The sequence below is a fragment of the Pseudoalteromonas luteoviolacea DSM 6061 genome, from assembly GCF_001625655.1.
Classification (GTDB): Bacteria; Pseudomonadota; Gammaproteobacteria; order Enterobacterales; family Alteromonadaceae; genus Pseudoalteromonas; species Pseudoalteromonas luteoviolacea.
This window is the reverse complement of sequence record NZ_AUYB01000140.1, coordinates 108,136-134,131: the sequence shown is the minus strand read 5'-3', so window position 1 is coordinate 134,131 and position 25,996 is coordinate 108,136. Positions and strand designations below refer to the sequence as shown.

Below are 25,996 nucleotides of genomic sequence, written 5' to 3'. Positions count from 1 at the left end.
AATTAAAGAGTTGCGATACTAACTGTGTCGCCATCAATTACTTGAAGCGCGCTTGCAAGTTCTGCTGATAAAACGATTTCATCGCCTTGTGGTATATCTAGCTCAATTGCCGTCGCACGATAACCTGCTAGTTTATCATTTGCAATAAGCACTGGGGAACCACTTGTTGTAGTTACACCTTCTTCAACACGTACTTTGAAAAACTGAGTCGCGCGGATCGTGCGGATGTTGTCCACTTTAGCTTCTACCGTCGGACCGGCATCGAAAATATCCACATAACCATTGAAAGTAAAACCTTCACTTTTCAACAGCTCTATCGCTGGGCGCGTATTGTCGTGTACTTCGCCAACAACCGCCTGCGCTTCTGGACTAAGCAAATTCACATAGATTGGGTATTTCGGCATTAGCTCTGCAATAAATACTTTTTGACCAATGCCAGTTAAATAGTCTGCGGTCGGGAAATCCATAGAAAAGAAATGTTCTTCTAACCACTTCCAAAATGGGCTACTGCCATTTTCGTCAGACACACCACGCATTTCAGCAATCACTGTTTCCGCAAAACGTGACTTGTGCTGGTTGATGAACATAAAACGAGATTTCGACAATAGCTTGCCATTTAAGCCTTTGCGGTATTTATCTCTTAAGAACAACGTACACAGCTCAGTTGCACCTGTATAGTCATTACATAACGTAAGAATATCCACTGCTTTGTAAACATTCAGAGTACGAGAAGAATGAATCACTTTACTCAAATGATAGTGGTAAAACGCATCATCAAGACCAACTGCGGCTTCGATGGCACTGGTTCCAACAACTTCTCCCGTTTCTGTATCTTCGAGTACAAACAGATACCCCTCATCAAAAGGGACATCCGTCTCTTTACCAAAAGACGTCATCGAACGTTCAATTTTGTTTTGTAATAGCTCTTCATTCAGAGGTAATGAAGTAAAGCCATGCCCCGACTCTTGGGCAATGTTCAAAAGCGCTGGATAATCGCTTTTTTGGATTGGGCGAAGGATCATCATGAGCCCGCTTACTCCTCAATAAACCATTAGACAGGCGGTGCTCAATAGGAGCACCGCATTGGTTATTACACTAACCGAGTGTAATAACTTAAGCGTTGTTCTCAACAACGCGGGCAACTGCTTTTTCAAAGCGTGCCAAACCTTCACGGATATCCGCTTCAGGAATAACTAGCGATGGTGTAAAACGAACCACGTTTGCACCAGCAACCAGTGACATAACGCCTTCTTTAACACCTTCAACCAAGAACTCTTTTGCCTTGCCAGCATATTTCTCGGTAACTACACCACCTAATAGTAAGCCTTTACCACGGATCTCAGAGAATACTTGGTACTTATCGTTGATCGCAGTTAATAGCTCACGGAATAGCGCTTCTTTCTCTTTAACACCTGAAAGTACTTCTGGCGTGTTCACTGTATCGAACGCAGCTTCTGCAACCGCACATGCCAATGGGTTACCGCCATACGTTGAACCGTGAGTACCAATCTTTAAGTGCTGTGCAATCTCAGTGGTTGTAATCATACCGCCAATAGGGAAACCACCACCAAGTGCTTTTGCTGTGGTTAGAATATCAGGTGTAACACCAAGACCTTGATACGCATAAAGCTCGCCAGTACGGCCAACACCTGTTTGAACTTCATCAAAAATCAACAGTGCATTGTGCTTGTCACATAGCTCACGTACACCTTTAGCAAAGTCTGATTCAGGTGAAACAATACCACCTTCACCTTGCAGCGGTTCCATCATTACAGCACATGTGTTATCAGAGATAAGCGCTTCAAATGCAGCAAGATCGTTGTAATCACAGTGGGTGATGTCTCCAGGCTTAGGACCAAACCCATCAGAGTAAGCTGCCTGACCGCCTACAGTTACGGTGAAGAACGTACGGCCGTGGAAGCCTTTATTGAACGCGATAATTTGAGATTTTTCAGCACCGAATTTATCAAGTGCCCAACGACGTGCCAGCTTCAATGCTGCTTCATTCGCTTCAGCACCAGAGTTTGCAAAATAAACTTTGTCAGCAAACGTTGCGTCAGTTAGCTTTTTAGCCAATCTAAGCGCTGGTTCATTAGTCATGACATTTGATAAGTGCCAGATTTTTTCGCCTTGCTCTTTTAAAGCAGATACGAGTGCTGGGTGACAATGACCCAAACAATTTACAGCGATACCACCTGCAAAATCGATATATTCACGACCTTCTTGGTCCCAAACTCGAGATCCTTCACCTTTGACAGGGATAACAGCAGAAGGTGAATAGTTAGGTACCATTACTTGATCGAATAATTCACGATTAATAGTCATTTTAAATCCTCATTTTAGCGAGTTCAGCACTGAAAATTGAGCGTTCGGAATTAATAACAATTACCTTCAAGCGTCATGTAAAAGATCCGAATTTACCCAAATCGGTGCAAATTTCATACGCACATTATTCCAAAAAATTACCTCTATGTCTCATAGAAAACGCTTCTACAGCCCTTGATATTCAAGGCTTTAGTATAATTTTTCAAGAACAGTGAATAACTATTAGCGATCAGATTGGATACGCCCCCAGCATATAAGGATTTTAGTCGATCCCAGCCAAAGGGGCGAATGAATGAATAAGCGAGAAAAAATTTCCAGTTTTTTTACAAAATCGTCAATTGAAGGCTTTGTAACGACGTTTTTGACAATAAATCTTGCTCTTGTTTGCTCAATCCTAGGTGTGCAAACCAATATTTTGCTTCTTCGTCTTCAATCAAATGACTGTCTTTTAGCAACTGATACTGAGCATAACCATAAGCTTTTTTAATAACTTGAGTTAACGGCAATAAATCTTCTGGATTTTTATTCATGTTCGGCAAATAAGTTTGCGCAATTTCCGTCACCGCAGCATTGAACGGCAGGTATTTAAATGCCATTTGCTCTACCAAACGCTGAGAAACCGTAGGTGCATGCTCTACTAATAAGTTTCTCAAGAACAACGGATCAGGCCCAAGCTCTAAAAGTGCGGTATGCAAATCTTTTTGGTTTTTATCTCGGGCTATTTTAATTTTACCTTGCCACACGCGCTCAAAGGTACGCAGATACAAACGTGTCAGTGCAATCTTACCAAGGTCAACTAACATGCCTAATGTGAATGCATGTTGCTCTTTTACGTCATAAAGAGGAGCCAGCGCTTTTGCAGCAATAGCCGCTGCCATACTAACATCTCGAAGCTTTCGTTTTAACAGTGGGAATGGCTCAGTAGAGTGTGGCATCCAGTGTCGCACAGCGAAGGTCGGAATTACCATTTGCAGATTTTCTAGCCCAAGATAGCGCAATGCAAGTGACGGGGTATCGACCTTAACAGAGGTCCCCTTACTGTTTACTTTACGATACTGAGGTAGATTTACCAGAGATACCAAATCTCGACCTAACCAAGAAAGGTCATTTACCAAGGGTTCTAAGCGACTTACCGACGCCGATTTAACAGCGAGAATATCTAGGATAGTTGGTACAGCATCTTGCACACCTACTACTTCAGAATAGATCGAATCCAAATCGCTTAATTGCATTTCAATTCCAGACTCAATCACTTGATGCAAATGATTACTGGCTTTTGCAATATACTTGTGATGACTGGTACTTTTTTCCTGTCGCTTTGCCGCAGCGGCCAGCTCTACTTCGAGCATCGTCCTTTGCGGAACCGATTCACCAAAGTTTATGTCAAAGGTATGAATATAACCTATCTGCTGCTGTGCAAAGTTGTGGCTAATTAGAACGTCATGTGCACGCTGTGCGATTGCCTGTGCAATATGTGACTGCCTAATGTCTTGTGTCATCAATTATAGTCTTTTTTGGTATATTAGAATTTGCTCTTTAAAGGTTAGAAGCGAGCAATAAAGTTATCAAGTAGTCTTAACCCATACTCTGTTAAGATGGCTTCTGGGTGGAATTGTACCCCCTCTAACGCGCGCTCAGTATGACATAAACCCATCACTTCATCTAGCTCCCCAGAGGCACTCTGCGTCCAAGCCGTCAGTACTAATTCTGGGGGCAAAGTCGAGATATCTACTGCTAAAGAATGATATCTACATACATTAAAGCTGCTGGGAAGCCCTTCAAATACGCCCTTATTATTATGGTGAAGTTTTGAAACTTTGCCATGCATAACTTGTTTTGCTCTTTCAACTTTCGCCCCTAGCACTTGAGCAATGGTTTGATGCCCAAGGCAAACCCCTAAAATAGGAAAGCGACCTTGCAATTGTTCCACTACTTGCAAAGAAATACCGGCTTCATTGGGGCTACACGGACCCGGCGAAATCACAATATGATGAGGATTGAGCTGTTTAATTTGCGCGAGAGAAACCTCATCATTGCGCTTAACTAAGACCTCTTGATCTAGCTTTTGAAAATATTGAACGAGGTTAAACGTGAAAGAATCGTAATTATCGATCATTAATAACATTCAGTTTTCACCTCAAAACGATTACAACTTGCCATTTTCACTACCGCAGCAAAACACCAAAAAAACCTTCACACGCACTGCCTGACATTAAGTCAAACATTATGCCTACTGTGTGGCGCGCCATACTACCACATTTAGTCTGCAAGCTAACATTAACTCTTTAAACTGGGAAACTCGTCAGTGCACCTACCCTTGGAAATATATTCTTACAGACAGGTTATGGCAAAAATACTTGATATAGGTAAAGTGAAAGACGGCATAGCCAATAATAATTAAGGAAAAAACATGACACTAATAATGAAGAAGAAAAACATCAAAAACTTATCTTTAAATCAACACCTCGACGCAGATAAAACGGCTAAGGTAGCCGCTGGCGCAGCACACGCAAAATTCAATGACTTTTCAAAAGGCCAAGTTACCTGTAAGACCCAATAAAGCGAAAGTAGGGGCATATATTTACTGCCCCTACACAATAAACGTTCAGCCAACGTACTATTGGAATACAACGTTTTCACTGCCAGGCAAAGCTTTAAACTCATTGAGCAACTTATCACAATCCTGCAGAATTTTTGCCTCTAGGCGCTCTTCTGCACGCCAACGCTTGGTATCCATTTTGAAAATTTCTTTCTTAGAATACTTTTTTCGCGCATCATGCGTTGGCATTTCTTTGACTTCATCATACATCTCAAAAACTCCCGGGTAAGTCGTTTCAAGAGATATTTCTTCATCAAAGCTATATTGTGATATGAGTACCCAAACTCGCAAACATCCTTCAGAATATTCACACTGCTTTTGTTTCATCGCTTTTGCTATCAAATTGATACTGTCCGCCAACTTGCCATTGCGCTCTTGTCTAGATTTCTCTAACTTGTCGGCCTGCTCAGCCTTCAATTTAGCAATGGTTTCTTTTTGTACTTTCAGTTGCCATAACAACTTGCCAGCATAAAAAGCGAGGCCAGCTACTATCAACGCGCCAATAATCAGCGCAATGACCCAAAGTGTACTCATTTTTCATCCTCGTCATCATTTAGCCACTCATCAGCTAAATCATTACTGACGAAGTCAGCCAAAGGATCAGCTTCGACCATATCTTCTTCTTCAAATTCGTCATCGATACCTAATAGTTCACATAGCTCTTGATGACGTGCAATCGCACGATTGAAAAACTTAGCGTCTTTACCAGTCAACAACTCACCACGCTCATGCAGTTCAAGTAACTTCATTAGACGCTCATCATTCTCAAGCTGCTGTAGCTCTTCTTCAAGTGTAAGCTCAGGCTCATGGGCTTTGCTCAATGTCACTTGAGGTTTTAAATGACGATTCATTTGTGGCGTTTTAGGCTGTGGGCTTTGCTCTGGTACAAGCGCAACTTTCTTCTTGCTGCCAGCACGCGGGTCTATGTGCTTACCAGATTGCGAGGTAACTTCCACTTTTGCTTCTTGCGCATTCCGTGTGCCTGCCTTATTACCCTTTTTCTTTTTCACGCGCTGTTCTTTAATCGCGCGTAATTCTCTCAATTTTTCTTTACTCAATCGAGGAGTGCCATTTTCGCCAAGTTTGCGTGATTTCTTCTTTCTCGTCATGTTTCTCTACCACTTACTTTACCGAATCAACGTTTAGTCAAAATGATTACGTCATTTCCAATAAACTCAATATCGGTGTTTAATTGCTTTGCTATATATTTAAACGTTTCGCGACTAAAAAATGAAATATGGGTTTGGTCATTTTTGTAATGCCAAGATGCAAAACGCGTGTGATCAATTACCAGCTTAGTCATCATTGCCAAAGGTGCACCTGGATTCAAAAGCGAAATTAACTGCTCTAATACTTTGCCAGGTTGCGCCAAGTGCTCAATTACTTCTGTGCACGTTATAAAATCATATGTTCGCTCAAGTACTGAGGTATCGTTGGCATAATATAGATCATAGACAGCCATCGTATGTCCAGCCTCAGAAAACATTTTTGCGAGTAACGGCCCCGGTCCACAACCAAAGTCTAGGCCATCGCTAACACCTACCAAGCGCGCACTCACGGGCTCAAAAACACGCGATAGAAAACGCCTGTAGCCCTGATCATTCAGATCATTTTCATGACTATCATAGATTGCTTTTTCCGCTTGTGGAGTAAGTCTTTGCCATTTTGCCACACTCACTAACTTGCAACCTTGGCACTGCCAATAGTCACGAAACTTGTCTTGATGGTAATGTTCTAGCTGTTCTCCGCCACAGAGACCGCACTGAAGTGTTTGAGGGTTTTGCAAAGATGATGAACCAAATGTGCTGGAAAGGGGGTATTGTACCAGCAATTAAAAAGTGTACAAATAAAAAGACGGCAGAGATTTCTCTCTACCGTCTGCTAATCTGAGCGTCACAATTCGGACACTTCTCCCTTCGACTTTTTAGTCTTTTATTATTCTTCTTATTTATCTTCCATTTTGTTTTTTATTATACTTCCGTGAGTCTTTCCATATTGTTTTTGTTATCAAACTTCCATTGCTTTTTTTATTTTCGGTCTTCCTAACGCTTTATTTTTCTTCCACCTAATTTGGCATCCAAATGAATACCTTAATCTTGCCGTCTACGCTTCCTACGTATTGTCCCTGTTTTTGTGTTGTCTTGACGACAGGGATTAATCTACGCTGATTTTAAACAGTTACAACTAATCAATAACAAAATTATTACCTCTGCAACAGAGAAAAAAACAAAAGACAAATAAATACATAAACTTACAAATTAAATAAAATTCATTTTACGTTAATGCTTACATTTTAACTTAGCTATATTCTCACATCGATAGTGAGAGATATCTCACACCTAACAGATCAAAAAAAGGCAACTATTAAGCTGCCTTTTCATGACTTAGAATAAGATCTAAGTGGGTAATGAGGGAATGAGACTTTAGTGTAATCCGCCCAGATATTTAGACAAAATTTCAATGTCTTTGTCTGTGAGTTTAATCGCAATATCTCTCATCATACCGTTTGCATCGTTTTCACGTGCGCCGTCACGAAACTTTTCTAGTTGAGCTTTGATGTATTCTGGATGCTGGAAAGAGATCTTAGGAAACTTTGCCAGAGAGGTACCATTTCCTCGAGGTCCGTGACATGCCATGCAAGACGGAATACCACGTTCTGCATCACCAGCACGGTACAACTTTTGGCCCGCCGTAACCACATCTTCAGGGGTCGTTCCAGCGCTCATTGGCAAGCTTGCGAAGTAGGCAGCTAGATCTTTCATGTCCTGATCAGACAGAGGCATCGCCATACCACTCATTACAGGCTCCATACGCCCTTCTTTACCACCGGAAGTCATACCCAGCTTAAATTCTTTTAGCTGCTTGTAAATATAATCTGCATGCTGCCCAGCTATTTTTGGATACATGGTCACAGGGGCATTGCCATTTGGTCCATGACAAGCAGCACAAGTTGCCGCTTTTGCCTTACCAGCCTCTGCGTCGCCATCGAATGCTGCAACGTTGTTAATTGACAACGTACCTAGCAGCATAGTTAAAGATAATGCTATTTTTTTCATGGTAAATTCTCTGTTTCGACCCTGTAACTCTCAACCCAAGCAAAATACGCTAAATTTTGCAAAACTGGGCAGATACTCATCATTTGCACATTGACTTAAATTATTAAGTGACGCTCAATATGCTCACGCTTTACGCTGCAATTTTTACATAGTACACGATAAAAAATTCTTCGATATATTTTCTACTCATATTAAACCTATAATTTATATGGCTTTGACATAGATTAAACTTAGTCCAGAAATTCCCTTGACGCTGCTAAAATTTGTAGACTTTCTTTGCTTTTGCAAAGCGTGCCAGATGTAATAAAATACGATAAAATTAAAGAATCAGATTTCAGAATCATACAATCCGCTTAGGAGTAAGAGTGTTAAAATCTCGTATGCCATATAACCGCGCCACTTTCATAACCAGCGCACCAGATATTTCCCGCCTTCCCGCTGACAGTGGCATAGAGGTGGCTTTTGCTGGGCGCTCCAACGCCGGCAAATCGAGTGCTTTAAATGCACTTACTGATCAAAAGCTTGCTCGTACCAGTAAAACACCTGGTCGCACCCAGCTGATTAATACGTTTGCACTCGATGAAGAAAGAAGACTTATTGACTTACCAGGTTACGGCTTTGCAAAAGTGCCTATTGAAATGAAAAAGAAATGGCAAAAATCATTGGGTGAGTATTTGCAAAAGCGCCAAAGCTTAAAAGGCATTGTTGTTCTGATGGATATCCGCCACCCCATGAAAGATCTTGATATGGACCTCATTAATTGGGCTGTTGGCAGTAATATCCCCGTACTTGCACTACTCACCAAAGCCGACAAACTGAAACAGGGTAAACGTAAGGCGGAAGTCTTACAGGTTCGTAAGGCGCTATCGGAACTAGATGGTGATATTACCGTACACGCATTTTCATCACTTAAAGGGCTTGGTTTGAAAGAACTCGCTTGGCAGTTAGATGATTGGTTTTTAGGGCCATACGTTAAAGAAGAAACTGACGAAGACGCACAAACTAGCTAGGTCAATTCGAACGTCTTACCAGCAGAGCGCAATAGCATTATGTCATTTTGCTCACTGAGCTCTGCTATCTCTACCCATTGATAAAATACATTGCGATCTATGCGCGCGTGTAAGCCATAATTTAGCGTCAAATGTGGGATCTGCTGCCCTTTATAATCATCTAAATATAGAGGGAAAGTATCGCAAATTGGCCAAAATCGCCCTAAGTTGTCTTCACATATGATCGTTGGCGCAACCCCATATTGAGCAGCGATTTGGCACTCATGCCAAGCAACAATAACAAATGGGCTTGCATCAACAGTGACAAGACAAGTTTCGGAGGGAGTCTTTAGCCGATACGCTCCATCTTCTCGGCATAAAACACTGGCAAACAACTTCACCAACGCAAGCCGTTTAATTTCATCACCCTGATGATACCAGCGCCCACCTGCGTCGATTGAAAACTCACCCACACCACACTCACCAGCTTGCCAGCGCTCCGTTGGTGAATGTGATGAAACATAGTGTGCTAATAGCTGCGCAAGTTTACTGGTCATTGAATACCAAATTAAATGTAACTGGTACAGCTTGCGAAATATGACTTAGACCCGCTAATTTACGCAGTGCCTCTACTCCGCCTTCGAGGTCAAAATCACGGCTATTGATCAACACAGCACGCTGAGGCGCTACGTGCATTGTTTTGCCCAGCTTGTTGATAACTAGATCCAACTTCAATATTAAATTTTTGCCGTGTAAATTAAGCTTAACAGGTAAAGCTTTTATAATTTGCATGCCATCTTTCAATTGAGGTAACCATGGTGTTAGATCCGTTTCAATTGTTGCCGTTTTATATTCTGAGACTTCAAACAGCACCTTTTTCATGCGCTCATTTCTGATCGGGATCAAAGACTCTATGCTACTCAAGTCAATAGAGATTTTAAGTTTACCTGCATCGCTAATTTGACCAGACAGCGAAGTAAAATGGTGGTTTTCAGCAATGCTATTCAATTTGATTGACGTAAAACTCAGATCACTCAGTTCATTATTTAATTGCCAAGCAGACACGGCTTGAGACATAAAACATAAGCTACCGATCAATAGAGGCTTAAGCATGACGTATTCCTGTATGTAAAAGTTTCTCACATCTTAACAAATAAATATGAAGAGAGTTAGGATGGTGTCAAATGGATTGGCTCTTTCTAATTTACCCGGTAGCGAGACGTAAAACTGTCTTAAATATGGTAGATATCAAATGGAGAGAAAAATCGGCTCGTATAAACCTTTTACGAGCCGTTATAGCAATCTGGGGAGAAGCTATCAATACACAGTATCCTCTTTCGAGAGATACATCATCAACAGGATGTCCTACAGGATGAGGACGGCGCGAACTGTAGCAAATAGCCATCTAGAAATAAACAGCGCAAAGCAAATAACGAGCCAATTTGATAGTTTTTAAACAAATAAGTGATATTTTTTACGTTAGCTTTACACGGGCCCTGTAAATTCGGGACATGGCGACATTTTAGCTTGGTCAAGTTCGTTGATAGTTTCCTGCCCTAAAAATGAATATCACAGAGGCAACTTGAAAAACATGACATCACATTAACCGAACAACTGCGACTTTAATGGTGAGGGCACCGTAAATTGTGCCAAATAAATCGAATATTAGCAGGAGGCCGGCGTGCTGACATTAAGTGACACACCCAATCACAAAGATGATCAAGCTGAAACACTGTCAGATGACCTTAAAATTAAAGGGTCGCAGTACAGATTTACCCTCACCAAACTTATCGATTCAGTTAATTGCGGGGAAATTTTTGATACCAGCTAAAATGGTAAAGTGCTAAAAACATTCTATTCCGGACGCATAGATGTCGGAGACTATGAATACGCAGCACACTTGCAAGCTTGGCAAAAAAATAAAGACCGTGTCGCCCAGCCATTCGCTTATGGAGAAATTTATCCCGTCTCGCGACAACCAGAAAAGACTATACCTGAATCACCTGCATTGGATAAGTGGGCACACGAAACTATTCCTGTTTTCACTAGAACTGGAATATTGATGGAAAAAGTGACCACGCTCTCATCGCTATATTCACAATCTGCAAACCCTGCGGTTTATTCAACTAATCCCTATGAGGTCCTCGACTCGGAAGTTAATCTCGCTCGAGATCTCTACATCATTAGAAGAAGATTAATTAAAAGCGGTATTCACCATAAAGATATCAAAGCCTCAAACGTAGGCATAGGTAAAGATGGTCGATGGAAAGCCATTGACTTTGGCACCGCAGACGCTGAAGTAGACGGAGAAAGACCCTCCAGAACGCAAAATCAAAATCCAGATGAAACTTATATTTGGTGGCAGATCCCTTACAGGGTAAACAAGCGGTTGTCAGACGCTAAGTTCCACCCAGCCGTATTCGAAAAGTACAAACTCAATGAATTATCAAAAAATCCACAGGGCTTGCGTTTTTACAACGAGCCAAAACTTATTTTAGATAAAATAGACAACGCAGAAATTCCGAGCTTTTCTGATATGAAACGAACATTGCTGGATGAACAACCAGAAAGAGTCAGGAAGGCATATAGATTCAAGTCGAACTAATCCATACGTTCTGAACATAACTTGAAAGCTTGTTTTGCTCAGTGATTGACTCACTATGGACCCACAGCCTATTGAATCATAGGGTTAAGGTAAAGCACTTAGAGCATGGTTAACCCATGCTCTAAGTGGGCAAGCAATTTAGTGCGCTTGCTCCCAGTTGTCTCCGTGATCGGCTTCAACAACCAAGGGGACATCTAAGGTCGCAGCTTCACTCATTAGACGACAAATGTGCTCACTAAACTCAGCCACTTTGTCGGCTTTAACTTCAAACACCAATTCATCGTGTACTTGCATCAGCAACTTGATCTCATCTTGGCTATGCGCTTGCAGCCACTGATGTACCTTGATCATCGCTTTTTTAATGATATCCGCAGCAGTGCCTTGCATCGGGGCATTGATTGCGGCACGTTCAGCAGCTTTACGACGCGCACCATTACGCGCTTTGATATCAGGCAAATACAAACGTCGGCCAAATAGTGTTTCTACATAACCCTGCTCAGCAGCCTTTTCACGTGTGCTTTCCATATACTCTAACACGCCTGGAAAACGCTCAAAGTACTTATCCATATAGTGCTGAGCTTCGTTGCGAGGAATATCTAACTGACGGGCTAAACCGAATGCACTCATCCCGTAAATCAAACCAAAGTTAACCGCCTTTGCTTTACGGCGCATATCTGAGGTCACCTCTTCGAGTGGCACAGAAAAAACTTCAGATGCCGTTGCACTGTGGACATCTTTCCCAGCTGCAAAAGCACTCAGTAACCCTTTATCTTGTGATAAATGGGCCATAATACGCAATTCTATTTGGCTATAATCAGCCGCTAGGATCATGTGGTTTTCATCCGCAACAAATGCTTGGCGAATCCGACGACCCGCTTCATTACGGATTGGAATATTCTGCAAGTTTGGATCTGTAGAGCTTAAACGACCTGTTGCAGTCACCGCTTGATGATAAGAGGTGTGAACGCGCTGAGTCTCGTCATTAATCAGCTTTGGTAGTTTGTCTGTATAAGTTGATTTGAGTTTTGCCAAACCTCGGTGCTCAATAATCAGTTTAGGCAACGGATAGTCATGCGCCAATTCTTGCAATACTTCTTCAGCCGTTGAAGGCGCGCCTTTTGGCGTTTTCTTCAATATCGGCAAACCTTGCTTTTCAAACAAAATCGCCTGTAACTGTTTCGTAGAGCTGAGGTTGAACTCTTCTTCTGCCAACGCATACGCTTCTTGTTCAAGCTCAGCCAAGCGCTTTTCAATCTCTAGGCTCTGCTCACCGAGCATAGTGCTATCTATTTTAACACCGGTACGTTCCATATCAGACAGTACATTGATCAATGGCAACTCAATGTCACGAAACACGCTGACTAAACTGGCTTCTTTTTCCACTAGCGGCCACAGGTGCTGATGCAGGCGGAGCGTGATATCGGCATCTTCAGCGGCATAAGGCGCAGCCTTTTCAAGTTCGATTTGGTTGAATGTTAGCTGCTTTTTACCCTTGCCCGCGATATCTTCAAAGCTGATATTTTTGTGGCCTAAAAACTTAAGTGCAAGCGAGTCCATATCATGACGCGTACCTACACTATTAAACACATATGACTCAAGCATGGTATCAAACTCGATGCCATTTAAGGTGATCCCAGCTCGTGCCAGTACACTCTTGTCGTACTTTAAATTTTGGCCAACTTTCTTGATATTGTTATTTTCCAAGATTGGCTGTAAAAGCTCAAAAACGAGCTGTTTATCAAGTTGCTCTGGCGCTCCCATATAGTCATGGGCCAAGGGTAAATAAGCAGCTTCACCCACTTCAACCGCAAAGCTCATGCCGACTAAATTAGCTTGCATATAGTCTAAACTGGTTGTTTCTGTATCAAAAGCCATTACCTCTGCGCCTTTGAGCTTTTCAACCCAGATATTCAGTTGCTCAGACGTTAAGATAGTTTCGTAGTTACCAACAATTTCAGGTTGAGGCGCTGAAGTGGCTGATGGTGCCGCACTTTGCGGTGCCGCCTTACCGTCAAGCAACTCTGCAAGCCAGCGTTTAAACTCGCATTGACCATACAGTTCAATCAAGCGATCTTTGTCCACTGGTTGGATCTTAAATGTGTCTAGATCTTCTTCCACGTCACAATCGAGCTTGATGGTAGCCAATTCATAAGAAAGCTCTAACTGTGCTTTATGCTCTTCTAGTTTTTTCGCCATGCTCTTTGAGCCGCGAAAGCCCAATGGCGCAATGTGCTCTAGGTTAGCATACAGCTCTTTAATAGAGCCCAAACCTTGCAACATCGCCAGCGCGGTCTTTTCTCCCACTCCGGGCACGCCTGGGATATTATCCACTTTGTCTCCCATTAGCGCTAAAAAGTCGATGATAAGCTCTGGACCGATACCAAACTTGCCCTCTACTCCAGCCGGATCCAACACGGTATCTGTCATGGTATTAATCAATGTAACGTGCTCATTGACTAATTGCGCCATATCCTTGTCACCAGTGCTTATCAATACATGGCGCTTTTGTTCTGTAGCAATGCGGGAAAATGTGCCGATCACATCATCAGCTTCAACACCAGCAATACTGACCAAGGGCAGGCCCATCGCTTTTATGATTTCATGAATAGGCTCAATTTGGGTACGGAGATCATCAGGCATCGGAGGTCGATTTGCCTTGTATTCTGAGTACATGTCGTTTCTGAAAGTTGGCCCTTTGGCATCAAAAACAACAACCATATGGCTTGGATCAAACTGCTTAACCAAGCTTTTTAGCATATTGATTACGCCATAGATCGCACCAGTTGCTTCACCCTGAGAATTCGTCAAGTGCGGTGGCGCATGATAAGCGCGAAATAAATAGGAAGAACCATCCACCAAAATTAAAGGGTTTTCTGGGATCTGAGGCATAATATTTTGGATCCTAATTATAAATATTTAAAAACTCGCTAAGAATGCCACAAGGATTAGCATAAAACGAGGGGAGTGCAATGTTACTTATCGAGGAAAAGCTGTGGATAAGTTTGTAGATAAACATAAGGGTACCGTGAGCAAGAAACGTCAAGCCCCATAAATGATACAGCAAACTATTGATAAATAATAAAAAATTATAGACTAATATTTTTAATTTTTAATTGGACATTTGTGGAAATGTCGTTCCTAATGTATTTTTATCGCGATTATAGTGGCGATAAAACGACCTGTTTTTTTCAGGCGGAGGCGTATACTAACACAAACGATCAAAGATCAAAGCAGATCCTTTATATTTTTTTTCACACTCAACATTCTCACATTGAATATAGCAGGCATAATGAGCCTCAGGAGATAAAACATGAAACAAGTTGCGATCATTTTTAGTGGCTGTGGCGTTTTTGATGGCGCAGAAATCCACGAGTCTGTACTGACTATGTTGCATTTAGAAAGCCATGGCATCACATATAAATGTTTTGCGCCAAATATAGATCAGCACCACGTCATAAACCACTTAACAGGTGAAGAACAAGCACAAAAAAGAAATGTTTTAACCGAAGCTGCTAGGATCGCCCGGGGTGACATTCAAGACTTGGCTCTTTTAAACCCTGACGAATTTGCCGCTTTGGTGATTCCGGGTGGGTTTGGTGTTGCAAAAAACTTATCAGATTTTGCTTTCAAGGGCGCAGAATCTCAAGTCTTAGAGACAGTGAAAACAGCCTGCCAGAAATTCAATACGCAACAAAAGCCAATCGCTTATTTGTGTATCGCCCCAGCACTGATTGGCCACATTCACAAACCAGGTACACTGGCGACAATTGGCACAGATCCAGATACCGCTGCAGCACTGACCGCACTGGGTGCAGAACATGTTAACTGTGAAGTAAGTGATATTGTTGTTGACGAACAACAAAAAGTCATTAGTACACCAGCTTACATGCTGGCTTCTAGTATCAGTGAAGCGTCTTCAGGAATAGAAAAAGCCATTGCACGCCTAAACACGTTTATCAGCTAGCTTAGATTAAAATTTTGCTTGGTTTTAAGCATAAAATGCCAAATCTTTGCCCTAACGCAATAAAAGTTGTTTTTTATACGCTTAAGATCAAGCTTACATTTTTGATAAATTAGTTGGTGACGTTATACTCAATTTGGAACCGTCATCCGTCGTGCTTCGTGATCGAAGACATTAAAATTGAAGTGAGCAAGGTAAATGAAGAAACTGTCAGCAGCACTCTTATTGCTATCCACGGCCGCCGTCGCACAGCCGTATGATAATTCTCTAACCGAAGAAGCCATTAAAAAGCGCTTAGAACCGATTGGTTCGGTTTATTTAGCCGGTGCACAAGATACCGCTGCTGCAGCGCCAACAGGGCCGCGCTCTGGTGAGCAAGTGTATCAAGCTTCTTGTTTTGCATGTCATGGTACAGGCGCATTAGGCGCACCAAAAACAGCGGATGACTGGGCTGCACGACTAGCAAAAGGATCTGACGTTTTACTTGATCACGCCATCAATGGATTTAATGCGATGCCAGCAAAAGGCACATGTATGGATTGTAGCGATGAAGAAATTGCAGCGGCAATTGAGTTTATGATCAAATAAATTTTGTATCAATAAGCGAGACGAGCGCTCGCTTATTTCTTTCAATTAAGGCAGAATATCAAGCTCGAAACTTTATTAATATTTTACACTTGACCCTCCATGTCAAAAATGAAAATATAAAGTTTAATAAATAAACAATAATAGCCTCTGGTTTAATCATTGGAAGATCAAAACAACGTTGCAATTCGCAAGTTAACTCGTAAGAATCGCCGCTTAGAGTCCTTGTTGAAAAAATACAAACAAAACTATCACTTGCAACATGCCCTGATCCAGCTCTCTGAACAGGCCAGTACTGTTGCCGAGCTAACCCTTCTGTACCCCGCTATTCACAGTATTTTAGAACAACATCTTCCTAGCAAAAGCTTTTATGTCGTATTGCAAAATCAATTCACACAAGCATTAGAGCTCTCTTACTTTGTAGATGAAAAAGACGGTATTTCGGTTCCGTTGCATGAATCACACCACTTCGACCAAGGTGTGACAGGGTATGTATTTGACACCAAAAAGGTGCTGTATCTGACTAAAAAGCAGATGCAACAAATGATTGTAGAAGAAAAGTTTAAGGCACTTGGTAGTCCAGCAGAGCACTGGGTAGGCGTACCTATTTTTAGAGACTCCAATATTATTGGCGTTATGGTGTCACAGAGCTATCAAGCTGAACAAGCATATAGTGAACACCAGATTGAACTGCTTGAGGTTATGTCACTCTATCTTGCAACTGCGATAGAGCGAGTTAAAAAACGAGAGTTACTTGAGTCTGAAGTGAAAATTCGTACTCGGGCACTGATGCAGAGTAATGACGCGCTCAATAAAGAAATTGAACAGCGCAAACGTGCTCTTGAGCGGCAACAAATATTATTTAAAATTTCTGAATTAGCCACTCAGTTTAGCGACATCGATGACGTTTACAAACAAGTCCATAAGATTATTCGTTCTATCACCTTTGCCAATAATCTCTATATTGCTCTACATGACAAGAGCTCTAACTGGTTGAGCTTTCCATACTGTGTCGATGAAGTCACAGAGTACCGACCTAGGCCTTTTGCAAAAGGCTATAGTGAACTGGTTATTACTACAGAGCGAAGTCAACTCATAGATACAAAAAGAGCGGGTGTATTAATTGATGGTGGTGTTGTTAAGCGGCCACCTGACTACGATGATTTAGAGACCGCTACTAGCTGGCTAGGGGCCCCATTAAAAACCGCTCAGGGCGTTATTGGGTTAATCGCTTGCCAAGCGTACAACTATGAGTACGAGTACAATCATGAAGATGTCGAACTCATTTCATTTGTCTCTAACCAAATAGCGTCTGTATTACAAACCCACTTAGCTAATCAGGCACTTAAAGCCAGTAACCAAGAATTGGAACATCGCGTCGCTGAAAAAACCAAGGCGCTCAGGCAAACCAATTTACATTTACAGATGCAAATAGAAGAACGGAAAAAAATCGAGCAACAACTGTATCATGATGCTCACCACGATCCGCTCACTAGCCTACCAAATCGCAGCTTGTTTTTGACACAACTTGAGAAAACATTGCAAAAATACCAGCGTTATCCTGAACATAACTTTGCAGTGCTCTTTATAGATCTCGATAAGTTTAAAGTCATCAATGATGAGTTAGGTCACCAAGCCGGAGACCAATTTTTGATTTGGGTGGGAAAAGCTTTTTCTGAATGTATTCGTGAACACGACTTACTCGCCCGTTTGGCTGGGGATGAATTTGTGATCTTGCTCGATCACTTGACGGATAAACAACAAGCTGAAGATGTTGCGAAGCGTTTGATCCGCGTGATGCAGCAACCGTTTTGCATGAAAGGTATCTGTATGCAAAGCGGAGCGAGTATTGGCATTACTTACAGTAATAAAAATTATAAAAATACGGATGAAATCATCCGCGACGCAGACGCCGCAATGTATTATGCCAAAAACGCAGGGCGTGGCCGCTATGAGTTTTATCACCCGTTACTTACAGCCTCAACCAGTACAAGCAACAAACCAACTGAACGACATCACTTAACGGCCTTACCTACACACTTTAGAAGTACCGAAATAGTTGATTTTGGTAATCAGTCACAGCAAATTATTACACTAGAAGCATTTGGTGAGCACCCTGTACTGGGTAGTACCAGCTTCGATATTTTGAAAAAATTTGCAGCTGCGCCTGATGAACATCTTGATATTGAATTGGATCTTTTAACAAAAGCCCAAAAGATTGCCGCTAATTATCAACAAGATGTACTCTTTGCCTGTTCAACTATCATTCTTGAAACGTCCGCTTTTCATGTTTTAAAGCAGCAACTCAACCAAATGTCCACCCGCTTGTGCTTAGTCTTTGATGAAAATGAAGTTCGCTATGCTTCAAGTGTACAAATAGAAAATTTAAAAGAGTTAGCTCAGCTAGGTGTAAGTATTGGCCTCAATGATTTTGCAAAAGACCGCTGTGATTTGGCTTTTTTGAGTAGCATTGACTTCAAATATGTATTACTCAGTTCAGTATTTAGCAAACGCGTATTGCAACAAAACAGTTATGATATACAGCTCCAAGGGATCTTAGCGATCACCCAATTAAAATCAATTCAGGTCATCGCCAAAGGCCCAGCGATTCTTAACTTCAGAAGCTTGCTTGAAAAGCATGGCCTGCAGCTATTTTTTGGTAAACAACAGACCCTAAAAGGCGCATTTAAAAATGACAATGAAGTCGATACGCCTGAAACGTTAACGTTTTAACATCGCGCGTAAGTTAGCAACTCTCGCTTGACCTTTCTCCATTCGCTCTGATTGCGAAACAACCGCTTTTTTTCCTTCAAATTCAAGATCATCTTGCGGCAGCTCTTGAACAAAACGACTCAGCTCAGGCGTGATTTGTTCACCAAATTGACGGCGGCTTTTTGCATAGGTTAATGTCAGCGTCTGCTGTGCACGTGTAATGCCTACATAGGCGAGACGACGCTCTTCTTCCACATTATCTTCATCAATGCTGGTTTGGTGAGGCAATAGCCCTTCTTCCATGCCTACCATAAATACATGGGGATATTCCAAACCTTTTGATGCATGCAGAGTCAGTAACTGTACGGCATCACTTTCATCTTCCTCTTCGTTGCGCTCCATCATATCTCTAAGTGTCAACTTAGTGACCACTTCTGCAAGAGTCATCGGCGGGTTATCCGCATCACCAGTCAACATATCACTGATCCAGCGATATAGTTCAGAGACATTTTTCATTCTCATTTCAGCTGCTTTTGCACTAGTAGAAGATTCGTAAAGATAGGTCTCGTAGTTGATCTCTCTGATCATATCCTTGACTGCTTCAAGCGTATCACCACGCGTAGCTCGATCGCTCAGTTCAACAACCCAACGTGCAAACCCGGCTAGGGCATTGAACCCTTTGCCCGTCAAGCGCTGAGTCAAGTCTGGGTCAAAACAGGCTTCAAATAAGCTAATATGTTTTTCATTTGCGAGACTGCCTAGCTTTTCTAATGTCACTGGGCCAATTTCACGCCTCGGTGTATTTACAATTCGAATAAAGGCATTGTCATCATCTTGGTTCACCAATAATCTTAAGTAAGCCATGATGTCTTTAATCTCACTGCGAGCAAAAAACGACATTCCACCACTTATTTTATAAGGTATGCGGTTAGCCATAAGCGCTTTTTCAAATACCCGAGCTTGGTGATTGCCACGGTATAAGATCGCATAGTCTTTATAACAGGTTCGTTTCATAAACTTGTGCGAAATGATCTCCGCAACCACCCGCTCTGATTCATGCTCTTCATCGCGTGTCGCGATCACTCTAAGTGGATCACCGTAACCTAGTTCACTAAATAGCTTTTTATCAAATTCATGGGGGTTATTGGCAATTAATATATTAGCAGACTTCAAAATCCGCCCAGCACTTCGATAATTTTGTTCCAATTTAATCAGTCGAAGCCCAGGGAAATCCTTACTCAACAAAACCAGATTTTGAGGCTTTGCCCCACGCCAAGAGTAAATAGACTGATCGTCATCCCCTACTACGGTAAAACGAGCACGCTCTCCCACGAGTAGCTTAACGAGTTGATACTGACTGGTGTTTGTATCCTGATATTCATCCACCAGCAAATAACGAAATTGATTTTGCCAACGCTCTCTTACTTCAGCTGAACTACCCAGCAAGAGCGTTGGGATCATAATTAAATCATCAAAGTCTAATGCATTATATGCGCGTAACTGGATTTGATAACGGGCATACAGCTGCGCAAAAAGTGCTTTTTGCGGCTCTCTAGCCTCTTGAATTGCCCGTTCAGGTAAAATAAGGTCATTTTTCCAGTTGCCAATTTGCATTTTCAGCAAGTTGAGCAAATCCTTATCCCTGTCCAGTTCTTTCTCTGTCAATTCAGCTAATAATTGGCCTGTGTCCTGATCATCAAATAGAGAAAAACCTAGCTTAAAACCTAATGTTTTTACCTCTTTCTTTATGATTTGCAATCCCAAAGTATGAAATGTCGAAATCCATAAGCCTTTCGCATCTTGCTTACCAAGAGTTTGAGCAACACGCTCTCGCATCTCTTTAGCCGCTTTATTCGTAAAGGTAACCGCAGCAATGTTACGCGCTTTATACTCACACTGCTGTACAAGATATGCAATCTTGTTTGTAATAACACGAGTTTTACCTGAGCCAGCGCCTGCTAAAACGAGGCACGGACCGCTGATATACTTAACGGCTTCATCTTGCTTGGGATTAAGTTTCATAAAAAGGTGTACACACTGACCAACTAAGCCGCTTAGTTTATCGTATAAAGCCTGTAATACCAATTTATACACGCTACCGTAATGGACTATTAGCGATGTCACGGCAGTTCTACAAAAGGCGTTTAATGGTCAAAGACTTTACGGTAAGATATAAGCAATCAACCAGCTACGAGGCCAACTCATGATTAACCCTGCAAAAATCGAAGAGATTGCAAAGCAAATCTCAAGCAATATGCCACAAGGCGTGCGCAATTTAGCAGAGACGTTCGAAACTAGAACCAAGCAAGCCATTCAGGCCAAGCTAACAGAAATGGATTTTGTAAGTCGTGAAGAGTTTGATATTCAAAGTAAAGTGTTGATTAGAACGCGCGAAAAATTAACCGAGCTAGAAACTAAAGTAGCCGAGTTAGAAGCCAAACTTGAGCAACACAAAAGCGCGGACTAATTCACTTAAACAAGTCCAATGAGCGAGCAACACTTTGACTTTCAGTTGCTTGCTCATGATTACCAGACACTTACTAAACTTTATCTTGATTGCGAGTCAGCAAAGAGACCATGGCCTGTTCGTATTTAGAAGACACCAATTCATCAGAGCCGACAGCCTGTATCAGCTCATGCAGCAGCCCATCAGCCAAGCCATACACCCAACCATGTATCTGAAGTGCTTGCCCTCTATTCCAAGCATCTTGAACAATTGCGGTCCGACAAACATTACGTACCTGCTCTATGACATTCAGCTCACACAGCACATCACTTTGTTTTAACTCTGTAATATCTCGCAATACGGCTTGATGTTTCTCTTTGACATCAACCACGTGCCTTAGCCAATTATCAATCAATCCAAATTTTGCGCCATCCAGCGCCGCCTTGACCCCCCCGCAACCATAATGGCCAACCACCATAATATGTTTTACCTTGAGTACCTCTACGGCATACTGCATGACTGACAAACAGTTATGATCAGTATGTACAACAACATTGGCCACATTGCGATGTACAAACAATTCACCAGGCATTAAATCTACGATTTCATTGGCTGGTACACGAGAATCAGAGCAACCAATCCACAGATAATCTGGGTTTTGTTGCATTGACAGCGTTTTAAAAAATTCGGGGTCACGAGCTTGAGTACGCTTCGCCCACTCTCGATTATTATCCAGAAGGTGTGCTAGATGACTCTTCTCCTGTTGACACATGTTCCTCTCCCACAATGTGTTGCTGCTTTGCAGCTTGGATCAATAAATTCCTTGGTGTTAAGGACTTTTCACAAAACTGTTTAAGTGCCACGTCATACCCTGCTTCTTGCAAATACAAAGCTCTGTCTAGCACCAGCCACATTTCAATTGCACGCCTAAATGCATGACGCACTAGTTCAATACGTTCCGTAATTTGCTGCCTTTTGCGCGCAGACTCTAAATACATTTCATAATTGATTTGAGTAGGTAATACAATGTTTTTTTGCTCAGCAGCCCAAGTGCAGAACTCTTTAAACTCACCTGAAAATATCGCTTTGTTCACCGAAGGCACACTAATATATTTATCACTTCCTGTAATTTCGCGCCTAATCGCATCAAAAGCCAGACGCCATAAAACTTCTTTCTTGCGCACCTTAGCGACGCGAGAAGGCGCTGTAACTGTTTCTTGCAATGCCAATTTCATATCATTATGTGTCAGCGTCACTTTACTCTGCTTCGCAGTCACACTCATAGGCTCATACTGCGAGGGAGTGAATAAATGATAACAACATGGCGACAAACTAATTTTTTCACAGCCCGCATTTGCAGCTTCAGTCATAAAATTTTGATGCAGTTTGCCGCAGGCGTGCAGCGCAACCGCATGTTGTTGCGGCTTAAAGTACTGGGCAACAGAGTCTTGCAAGACATCTGCACAATGAAAAGTCATCGCTAAGTCCTGCTGCCGCGCACTGCGTTCTCCTTGGGTACATAAGTGTGCTTGCAGTTCAACACTATCTACATGTGGCACACCCGTAAAAGCTAAAATACGGCCTAAGTGCCCTTTCCCAGCACACCATTCCAATACCGGTAGGCGGCGCTCATTTAAAGCACCAACGAAATCTTGCAACTGACTAACCTTACGCCCTTTAATGCCATTGCTTAACCAAAATGGTAGTTCAGGCCTATTGGGCGCTAACGTTTCTACGGCAATTATTTTTGCAATTTCACTAAGCTGAGGAACATAGTTTGCAAGCGCTTGCTGCAATGCACTTTGATCCATATCTAACGCACTTAAGTTTAAATCGCTCAACTCTGTTAAATACGCGTCAAGTTCTGGCCATGGGGTACTGAGGTGGTCAAATGCCAATAGTTGCCAGTATTGACGAGTTTCAAAAAGTAATTGATCGAGAGTCCGAAAAGTTGCTGCAAAATTAGATATCATAAGCTTGCTGAGTTACTACATTTAGGCGCCAATTGTAATCCATCGCGGTCGTCATGGAAAACAACTCCCCGAAACACCATCACAAAATTCTCTCACTTAATTGATCATAAAACGCTTTTTCTTGAATAACACCAAATGAATATACATAGGTATACACAGCAAACTGAGGACAATTGCGAGAAATAACATCCATGACCAATTTATCTCAACATCACCGTCGTTAGAATAGAGAAAGGTATTTTTGTGATCATGAAACTTGGTTGCATCAAGGTGATACAGCTGGGCTATCCACTGCCAACGTGCCGCCGACATATTGCCCAGTGGGATCCCTGGCGCTTTGATAAAAGGCAACAGTTTGTCAGCTTCATTGGCTAATTCTTCAAAACTTTTTTCGGAGGCATAATATTTAGTCACCTGCAGTGCTTCATCGAGGTTTGCCAATGCATAGCGCCAGCCCCGTAAACTAGCACTGCGAAACTTAGCAACCATTTCAGGACGATATTTGTAGACATCTTCCGAAGTAAATAAGATATCCGCATAGACATTGATGCCATAATGCTTTGGGCAAATCTGCCTAGTAGCAATCCCTTGTTGCGACATTTTGTACGGCTCGTTTGAGATATACACTTGCAGGGCATCAAACTTCCCCGCCTTAAAATCCGCAAGTGGTTCCAATCCAGAGTAAATGGGCAGTTTGGTCACATTAATGCCTGCACGCTCTAACATTAATACCAATTCGGCGCCTTCACTGCGACCCAAATGACTAATTTTTTTATTATGAAAATCTTTAGGTAGATAAATATCACTGTCTGCACGGACCATCCAACAGTATGGTGAGGATTGAAATATCGCAGCTAACGCGACAAGCGGCTTACCAAGTAAACGTTGCTCTAGAATTCCAGAGTGGGTTACGCCGAACTGTGCTTGTCCAGAAAGGACCTTAAATTGCTCATCTGGATTGTGCTTTTGCGCGGGGACAATGCTGACATCTAGCCCAACCTCTCTATAGAACCCTTTGTGCTTAGCAAGATAATAACCAGCAAATTGAAACTGATGCACCCACTTTAATTGTAAGGTAACGGGCTCAAGCGCAACGACGTTTGAACTGATAAAAAAAAGCGAAAGCAAGCGGTGTTTCATAGGCAGTCCTTTGAATACATACCCACACTATAGAAGTCGAAACACCGATTTGAAAGCTGGCTCAGCCTACTTTACGAGTATATTCCTCATTGGATTGCAAATACTGAGAAAAGCAGGGGTTGTTTGTTTCATCTTGATAACTATATCCCAACCGCTCTAAATGCTCTTCAAACTTTGGACATTCCTGCGGGCCAAGCTGAAACCCTGCCAAGACCTGCCCTTTGGCTGCACCATGATTTCTGTAGTGGAACAAGGTTATATTCCACTCACTGCCCAAGGTTTCTAAGAAACGTAGCAATGCCCCTGGGTACTCTGGAAACTCAAAGCGTAACAACCGCTCTTCCAATGATACTGGTGGCTTTCCACCGACCATGTAACGAATATGAAGCTTGGCCAACTCATTGTCGGATAGATCGGTAAATGCATAGCCATTATCCGCCAAGTTGGCTTGTAGCTCTTGCAACTCCGCTTCGCCACCACGCAGTCCTACTCCAACAAATATTTGCGCTTCTCGGCCACCCGCATAGCGGTAATTGAACTCAGTAATGGCTCTGCCTCCAAGGGTTTGGCAAAATTGCTTAAAACTGCCTTTTTGCTCATCGATAGTCACCCCAAACAAGGCCTCGCTTTTTGCGCCTAGTGCCGTTCTTTCCGCAATATAGCGCAATCTGTCAAAGTTCAGATTTGCTCCAGAAAGTACAGCAGCCAAAGAAAGACCTTGCGATTTATGAAGTTCACACCATTTTTTCAAACCAGCCAAGGCAACCGCACCAGATGGCTCTGCAATTGCGCGTGTCTCTACAAAAATATCTTGCACTGCTGCGCAGATTTCGTCGGTCGATACCACCACGACTTCATCACAGTATGTTTGTGCTAAACGAAAGGTCTCTTCACCTATCTTTTTCACCGCAATACCGTCCGCAAAGCTGCCGACTTGCTCTAGCTCAACAGGTTGGCCTTTTTCCATTGCAGCTTGTAGACAAGCGCTTTCTGTCGCCTCCACGCCAATAACTCGTATATCAGGCCTCAGTGACTTGATGTACACTGCCATGCCTGCCAAAAGGCCGCCACCACCAACCGGAACAAATACAGCATCCAACTTGTCGAGTTGTTGCATCATTTCACGAGCGACGGTCCCCTGCCCCACAATCACATCTTTGTCATCAAACGGCGGAACAAACACTCCCGACTCGCGCTCGCACAGTGCCTGGGCATAACTATTAGCTGCATCAAAGTGGTGCCCATGTAGAACAACGTTCCCACCTAAATTGCGAACTGCATTCACTTTAATTTCAGGTGTTGTCACTGGCATAACAATGGTCGCTTTATGGCCAAGGTGAGCTGCGCTTAGCGCAACTCCCTGGGCATGATTTCCAGCTGAAGCCGTCACAACATGAGAATGCATTGGTAGTTTGCGCAGTTTGTTAAACGCACCACGTAACTTAAAAGAATATACAGGTTGCTGATCTTCACGCTTTAACCAAATTTGGTTGGCCAATTTTTTAGACAGTCCAGTTAAACTACTTACTTCCGTTTGCCTTACCAAAGGAGCCATGTTTGCTTGGATTATGGCTCTAAAATAGTCTAGCTCCTGTGCCACCATAG

General features: G+C 42.4%; 24 protein-coding genes. 8 read left to right on the top strand and 16 right to left on the bottom strand.

What is annotated here, in order from left to right; genetic code table 11:
* Positions 1-2 precede the first annotated feature (2 nt).
* From astA to N475_RS22415, 4 genes are all read right to left on the bottom strand, one after another.
* Positions 3-1,025, bottom strand: a complete 1,023-nt coding sequence (gene astA / locus N475_RS22430; RefSeq protein WP_063356834.1) for an arginine N-succinyltransferase — start codon at positions 1,023-1,025, stop codon at positions 3-5.
* Between the two features lie 88 nt (positions 1,026-1,113).
* Positions 1,114-2,325, bottom strand: a complete 1,212-nt coding sequence (locus tag N475_RS22425; RefSeq protein ID WP_063356835.1) for an aspartate aminotransferase family protein — start codon at positions 2,323-2,325, stop codon at positions 1,114-1,116.
* A 323-nt stretch (positions 2,326-2,648) separates the two neighbouring features.
* Positions 2,649-3,824 (bottom strand): HDOD domain-containing protein, encoded by a 1,176-nt coding sequence (locus N475_RS22420; protein ID WP_063356836.1) that lies wholly within the window; start codon positions 3,822-3,824, stop codon positions 2,649-2,651.
* A 44-nt stretch (positions 3,825-3,868) separates the two neighbouring features.
* A complete protein-coding gene (locus N475_RS22415; RefSeq protein ID WP_063356837.1) occupies positions 3,869-4,450 on the bottom strand; it encodes an anthranilate synthase component II in 582 nt (193 codons plus the stop codon).
* 285 nt (positions 4,451-4,735) lie between these two features.
* On the opposite strand from N475_RS22415, the gene N475_RS25595 reads away from it, so the two are divergent.
* Positions 4,736-4,885 carry a hypothetical protein gene (locus N475_RS25595; protein ID WP_155730884.1) on the top strand — a complete coding sequence of 50 codons (150 nt, stop codon included), beginning with the start codon at positions 4,736-4,738 and terminating at the stop codon, positions 4,883-4,885.
* Between the two features lie 57 nt (positions 4,886-4,942).
* On the opposite strand, the gene N475_RS22410 is transcribed toward N475_RS25595, so the two are convergent.
* The 4 genes from N475_RS22410 to N475_RS22395 all read right to left on the bottom strand — a co-directional run bounded on the left by N475_RS22410 (position 4,943) and on the right by N475_RS22395 (position 7,980).
* Positions 4,943-5,458 carry a DUF2489 domain-containing protein gene (locus N475_RS22410; protein WP_063356838.1) on the bottom strand — a complete coding sequence of 172 codons (516 nt, stop codon included), beginning with the start codon at positions 5,456-5,458 and terminating at the stop codon, positions 4,943-4,945.
* Positions 5,455-6,033 (bottom strand): Der GTPase-activating protein YihI, encoded by a 579-nt coding sequence (gene yihI / locus N475_RS22405; protein ID WP_063356839.1) that lies wholly within the window; start codon positions 6,031-6,033, stop codon positions 5,455-5,457. Before yihI ends, N475_RS22410 begins: the two co-directional genes overlap by 4 nt.
* Positions 6,034-6,059: 26 nt before the next feature.
* The gene (locus N475_RS22400) at positions 6,060-6,710 is read right to left on the bottom strand and encodes a class I SAM-dependent methyltransferase (RefSeq protein ID WP_063365992.1); all 651 of its coding nucleotides are present in this window, start codon (positions 6,708-6,710) and stop codon (positions 6,060-6,062) included.
* A 637-nt stretch (positions 6,711-7,347) separates the two neighbouring features.
* Positions 7,348-7,980 carry a c-type cytochrome gene (locus N475_RS22395; RefSeq protein WP_063356841.1) on the bottom strand — a complete coding sequence of 211 codons (633 nt, stop codon included), beginning with the start codon at positions 7,978-7,980 and terminating at the stop codon, positions 7,348-7,350.
* 365 nt (positions 7,981-8,345) lie between these two features.
* On the opposite strand from N475_RS22395, the gene yihA reads away from it, so the two are divergent.
* Positions 8,346-8,990, top strand: coding sequence for a ribosome biogenesis GTP-binding protein YihA/YsxC (gene yihA, locus N475_RS22390; protein ID WP_063356842.1), 645 nt, complete (start codon positions 8,346-8,348; stop codon positions 8,988-8,990).
* Here yihA and N475_RS22385 read toward each other — a convergent pair.
* Both N475_RS22385 and N475_RS22380 read right to left on the bottom strand, forming a co-directional pair.
* Positions 8,987-9,526, bottom strand: coding sequence for a DUF1285 domain-containing protein (locus tag N475_RS22385; protein WP_063365991.1), 540 nt, complete (start codon positions 9,524-9,526; stop codon positions 8,987-8,989). The genes yihA and N475_RS22385 overlap by 4 nt on opposite strands.
* Entirely contained in the window at positions 9,516-10,082 is a 567-nt protein-coding gene (locus tag N475_RS22380) for a YceI family protein (protein WP_063356844.1), read from the bottom strand. The genes N475_RS22385 and N475_RS22380 overlap by 11 nt, the downstream gene beginning before the upstream one ends.
* Before the next feature lie 568 nt (positions 10,083-10,650).
* On the opposite strand from N475_RS22380, the gene N475_RS25590 reads away from it, so the two are divergent.
* Positions 10,651-10,800 carry a hypothetical protein gene (locus N475_RS25590; RefSeq protein ID WP_155730885.1) on the top strand — a complete coding sequence of 50 codons (150 nt, stop codon included), beginning with the start codon at positions 10,651-10,653 and terminating at the stop codon, positions 10,798-10,800.
* Between the two features lie 9 nt (positions 10,801-10,809).
* Complete coding sequence (locus N475_RS22370; protein ID WP_063356846.1) at positions 10,810-11,574, top strand: hypothetical protein; 765 nt, start codon at positions 10,810-10,812, stop codon at positions 11,572-11,574.
* A gap of 138 nt (positions 11,575-11,712) precedes the next feature.
* Here the strand turns inward: N475_RS22370 and polA are convergent, their stop codons facing one another.
* Positions 11,713-14,463, bottom strand: a complete 2,751-nt coding sequence (polA, locus tag N475_RS22365) for a DNA polymerase I (protein ID WP_063356847.1) — start codon at positions 14,461-14,463, stop codon at positions 11,713-11,715.
* A gap of 421 nt (positions 14,464-14,884) precedes the next feature.
* On the opposite strand from polA, the gene elbB reads away from it, so the two are divergent.
* The 3 genes from elbB to N475_RS22350 all read left to right on the top strand — a co-directional run bounded on the left by elbB (position 14,885) and on the right by N475_RS22350 (position 18,853).
* Positions 14,885-15,538 carry an isoprenoid biosynthesis glyoxalase ElbB gene (elbB, locus tag N475_RS22360; protein ID WP_063365990.1) on the top strand — a complete coding sequence of 218 codons (654 nt, stop codon included), beginning with the start codon at positions 14,885-14,887 and terminating at the stop codon, positions 15,536-15,538.
* Between the two features lie 195 nt (positions 15,539-15,733).
* A complete protein-coding gene (locus tag N475_RS22355; RefSeq protein WP_063356849.1) occupies positions 15,734-16,123 on the top strand; it encodes a c-type cytochrome in 390 nt (129 codons plus the stop codon).
* Between the two features lie 159 nt (positions 16,124-16,282).
* Positions 16,283-18,853 (top strand): diguanylate cyclase domain-containing protein, encoded by a 2,571-nt coding sequence (locus N475_RS22350; protein WP_063356850.1) that lies wholly within the window; start codon positions 16,283-16,285, stop codon positions 18,851-18,853.
* Here N475_RS22350 and rep read toward each other — a convergent pair.
* On the bottom strand, positions 18,842-20,854 hold the full coding sequence (gene rep, locus N475_RS22345; RefSeq protein ID WP_063365989.1) for a DNA helicase Rep: 2,013 nt from the start codon (positions 20,852-20,854) through the stop codon (positions 18,842-18,844). The two genes, N475_RS22350 and rep, sit on opposite strands and share 12 nt — an antisense overlap.
* 181 nt (positions 20,855-21,035) lie before the next feature.
* Between rep and ubiK the strand changes: the two genes are divergently transcribed.
* Positions 21,036-21,299: a ubiquinone biosynthesis accessory factor UbiK gene (gene ubiK / locus N475_RS22340; RefSeq protein ID WP_063356852.1), complete on the top strand. Its 264-nt coding sequence runs from the start codon at positions 21,036-21,038 to the stop codon at positions 21,297-21,299.
* Between the two features lie 73 nt (positions 21,300-21,372).
* Here the strand turns inward: ubiK and can are convergent, their stop codons facing one another.
* The 4 genes from can to ilvA all read right to left on the bottom strand — a co-directional run bounded on the left by can (position 21,373) and on the right by ilvA (position 25,994).
* On the bottom strand, positions 21,373-22,050 hold the full coding sequence (gene can / locus N475_RS22335) for a carbonate dehydratase (RefSeq protein WP_063365988.1): 678 nt from the start codon (positions 22,048-22,050) through the stop codon (positions 21,373-21,375).
* A complete protein-coding gene (locus N475_RS22330) occupies positions 22,007-23,251 on the bottom strand; it encodes a methyltransferase (RefSeq protein WP_063365987.1) in 1,245 nt (414 codons plus the stop codon). Before N475_RS22330 ends, can begins: the two co-directional genes overlap by 44 nt.
* Before the next feature lie 96 nt (positions 23,252-23,347).
* On the bottom strand, positions 23,348-24,391 hold the full coding sequence (locus tag N475_RS22325; RefSeq protein WP_063365986.1) for an ABC transporter substrate-binding protein: 1,044 nt from the start codon (positions 24,389-24,391) through the stop codon (positions 23,348-23,350).
* Between the two features lie 61 nt (positions 24,392-24,452).
* Entirely contained in the window at positions 24,453-25,994 is a 1,542-nt protein-coding gene (gene ilvA, locus N475_RS22320; protein ID WP_063365985.1) for a threonine ammonia-lyase, biosynthetic, read from the bottom strand.
* Positions 25,995-25,996 lie beyond the last annotated feature (2 nt).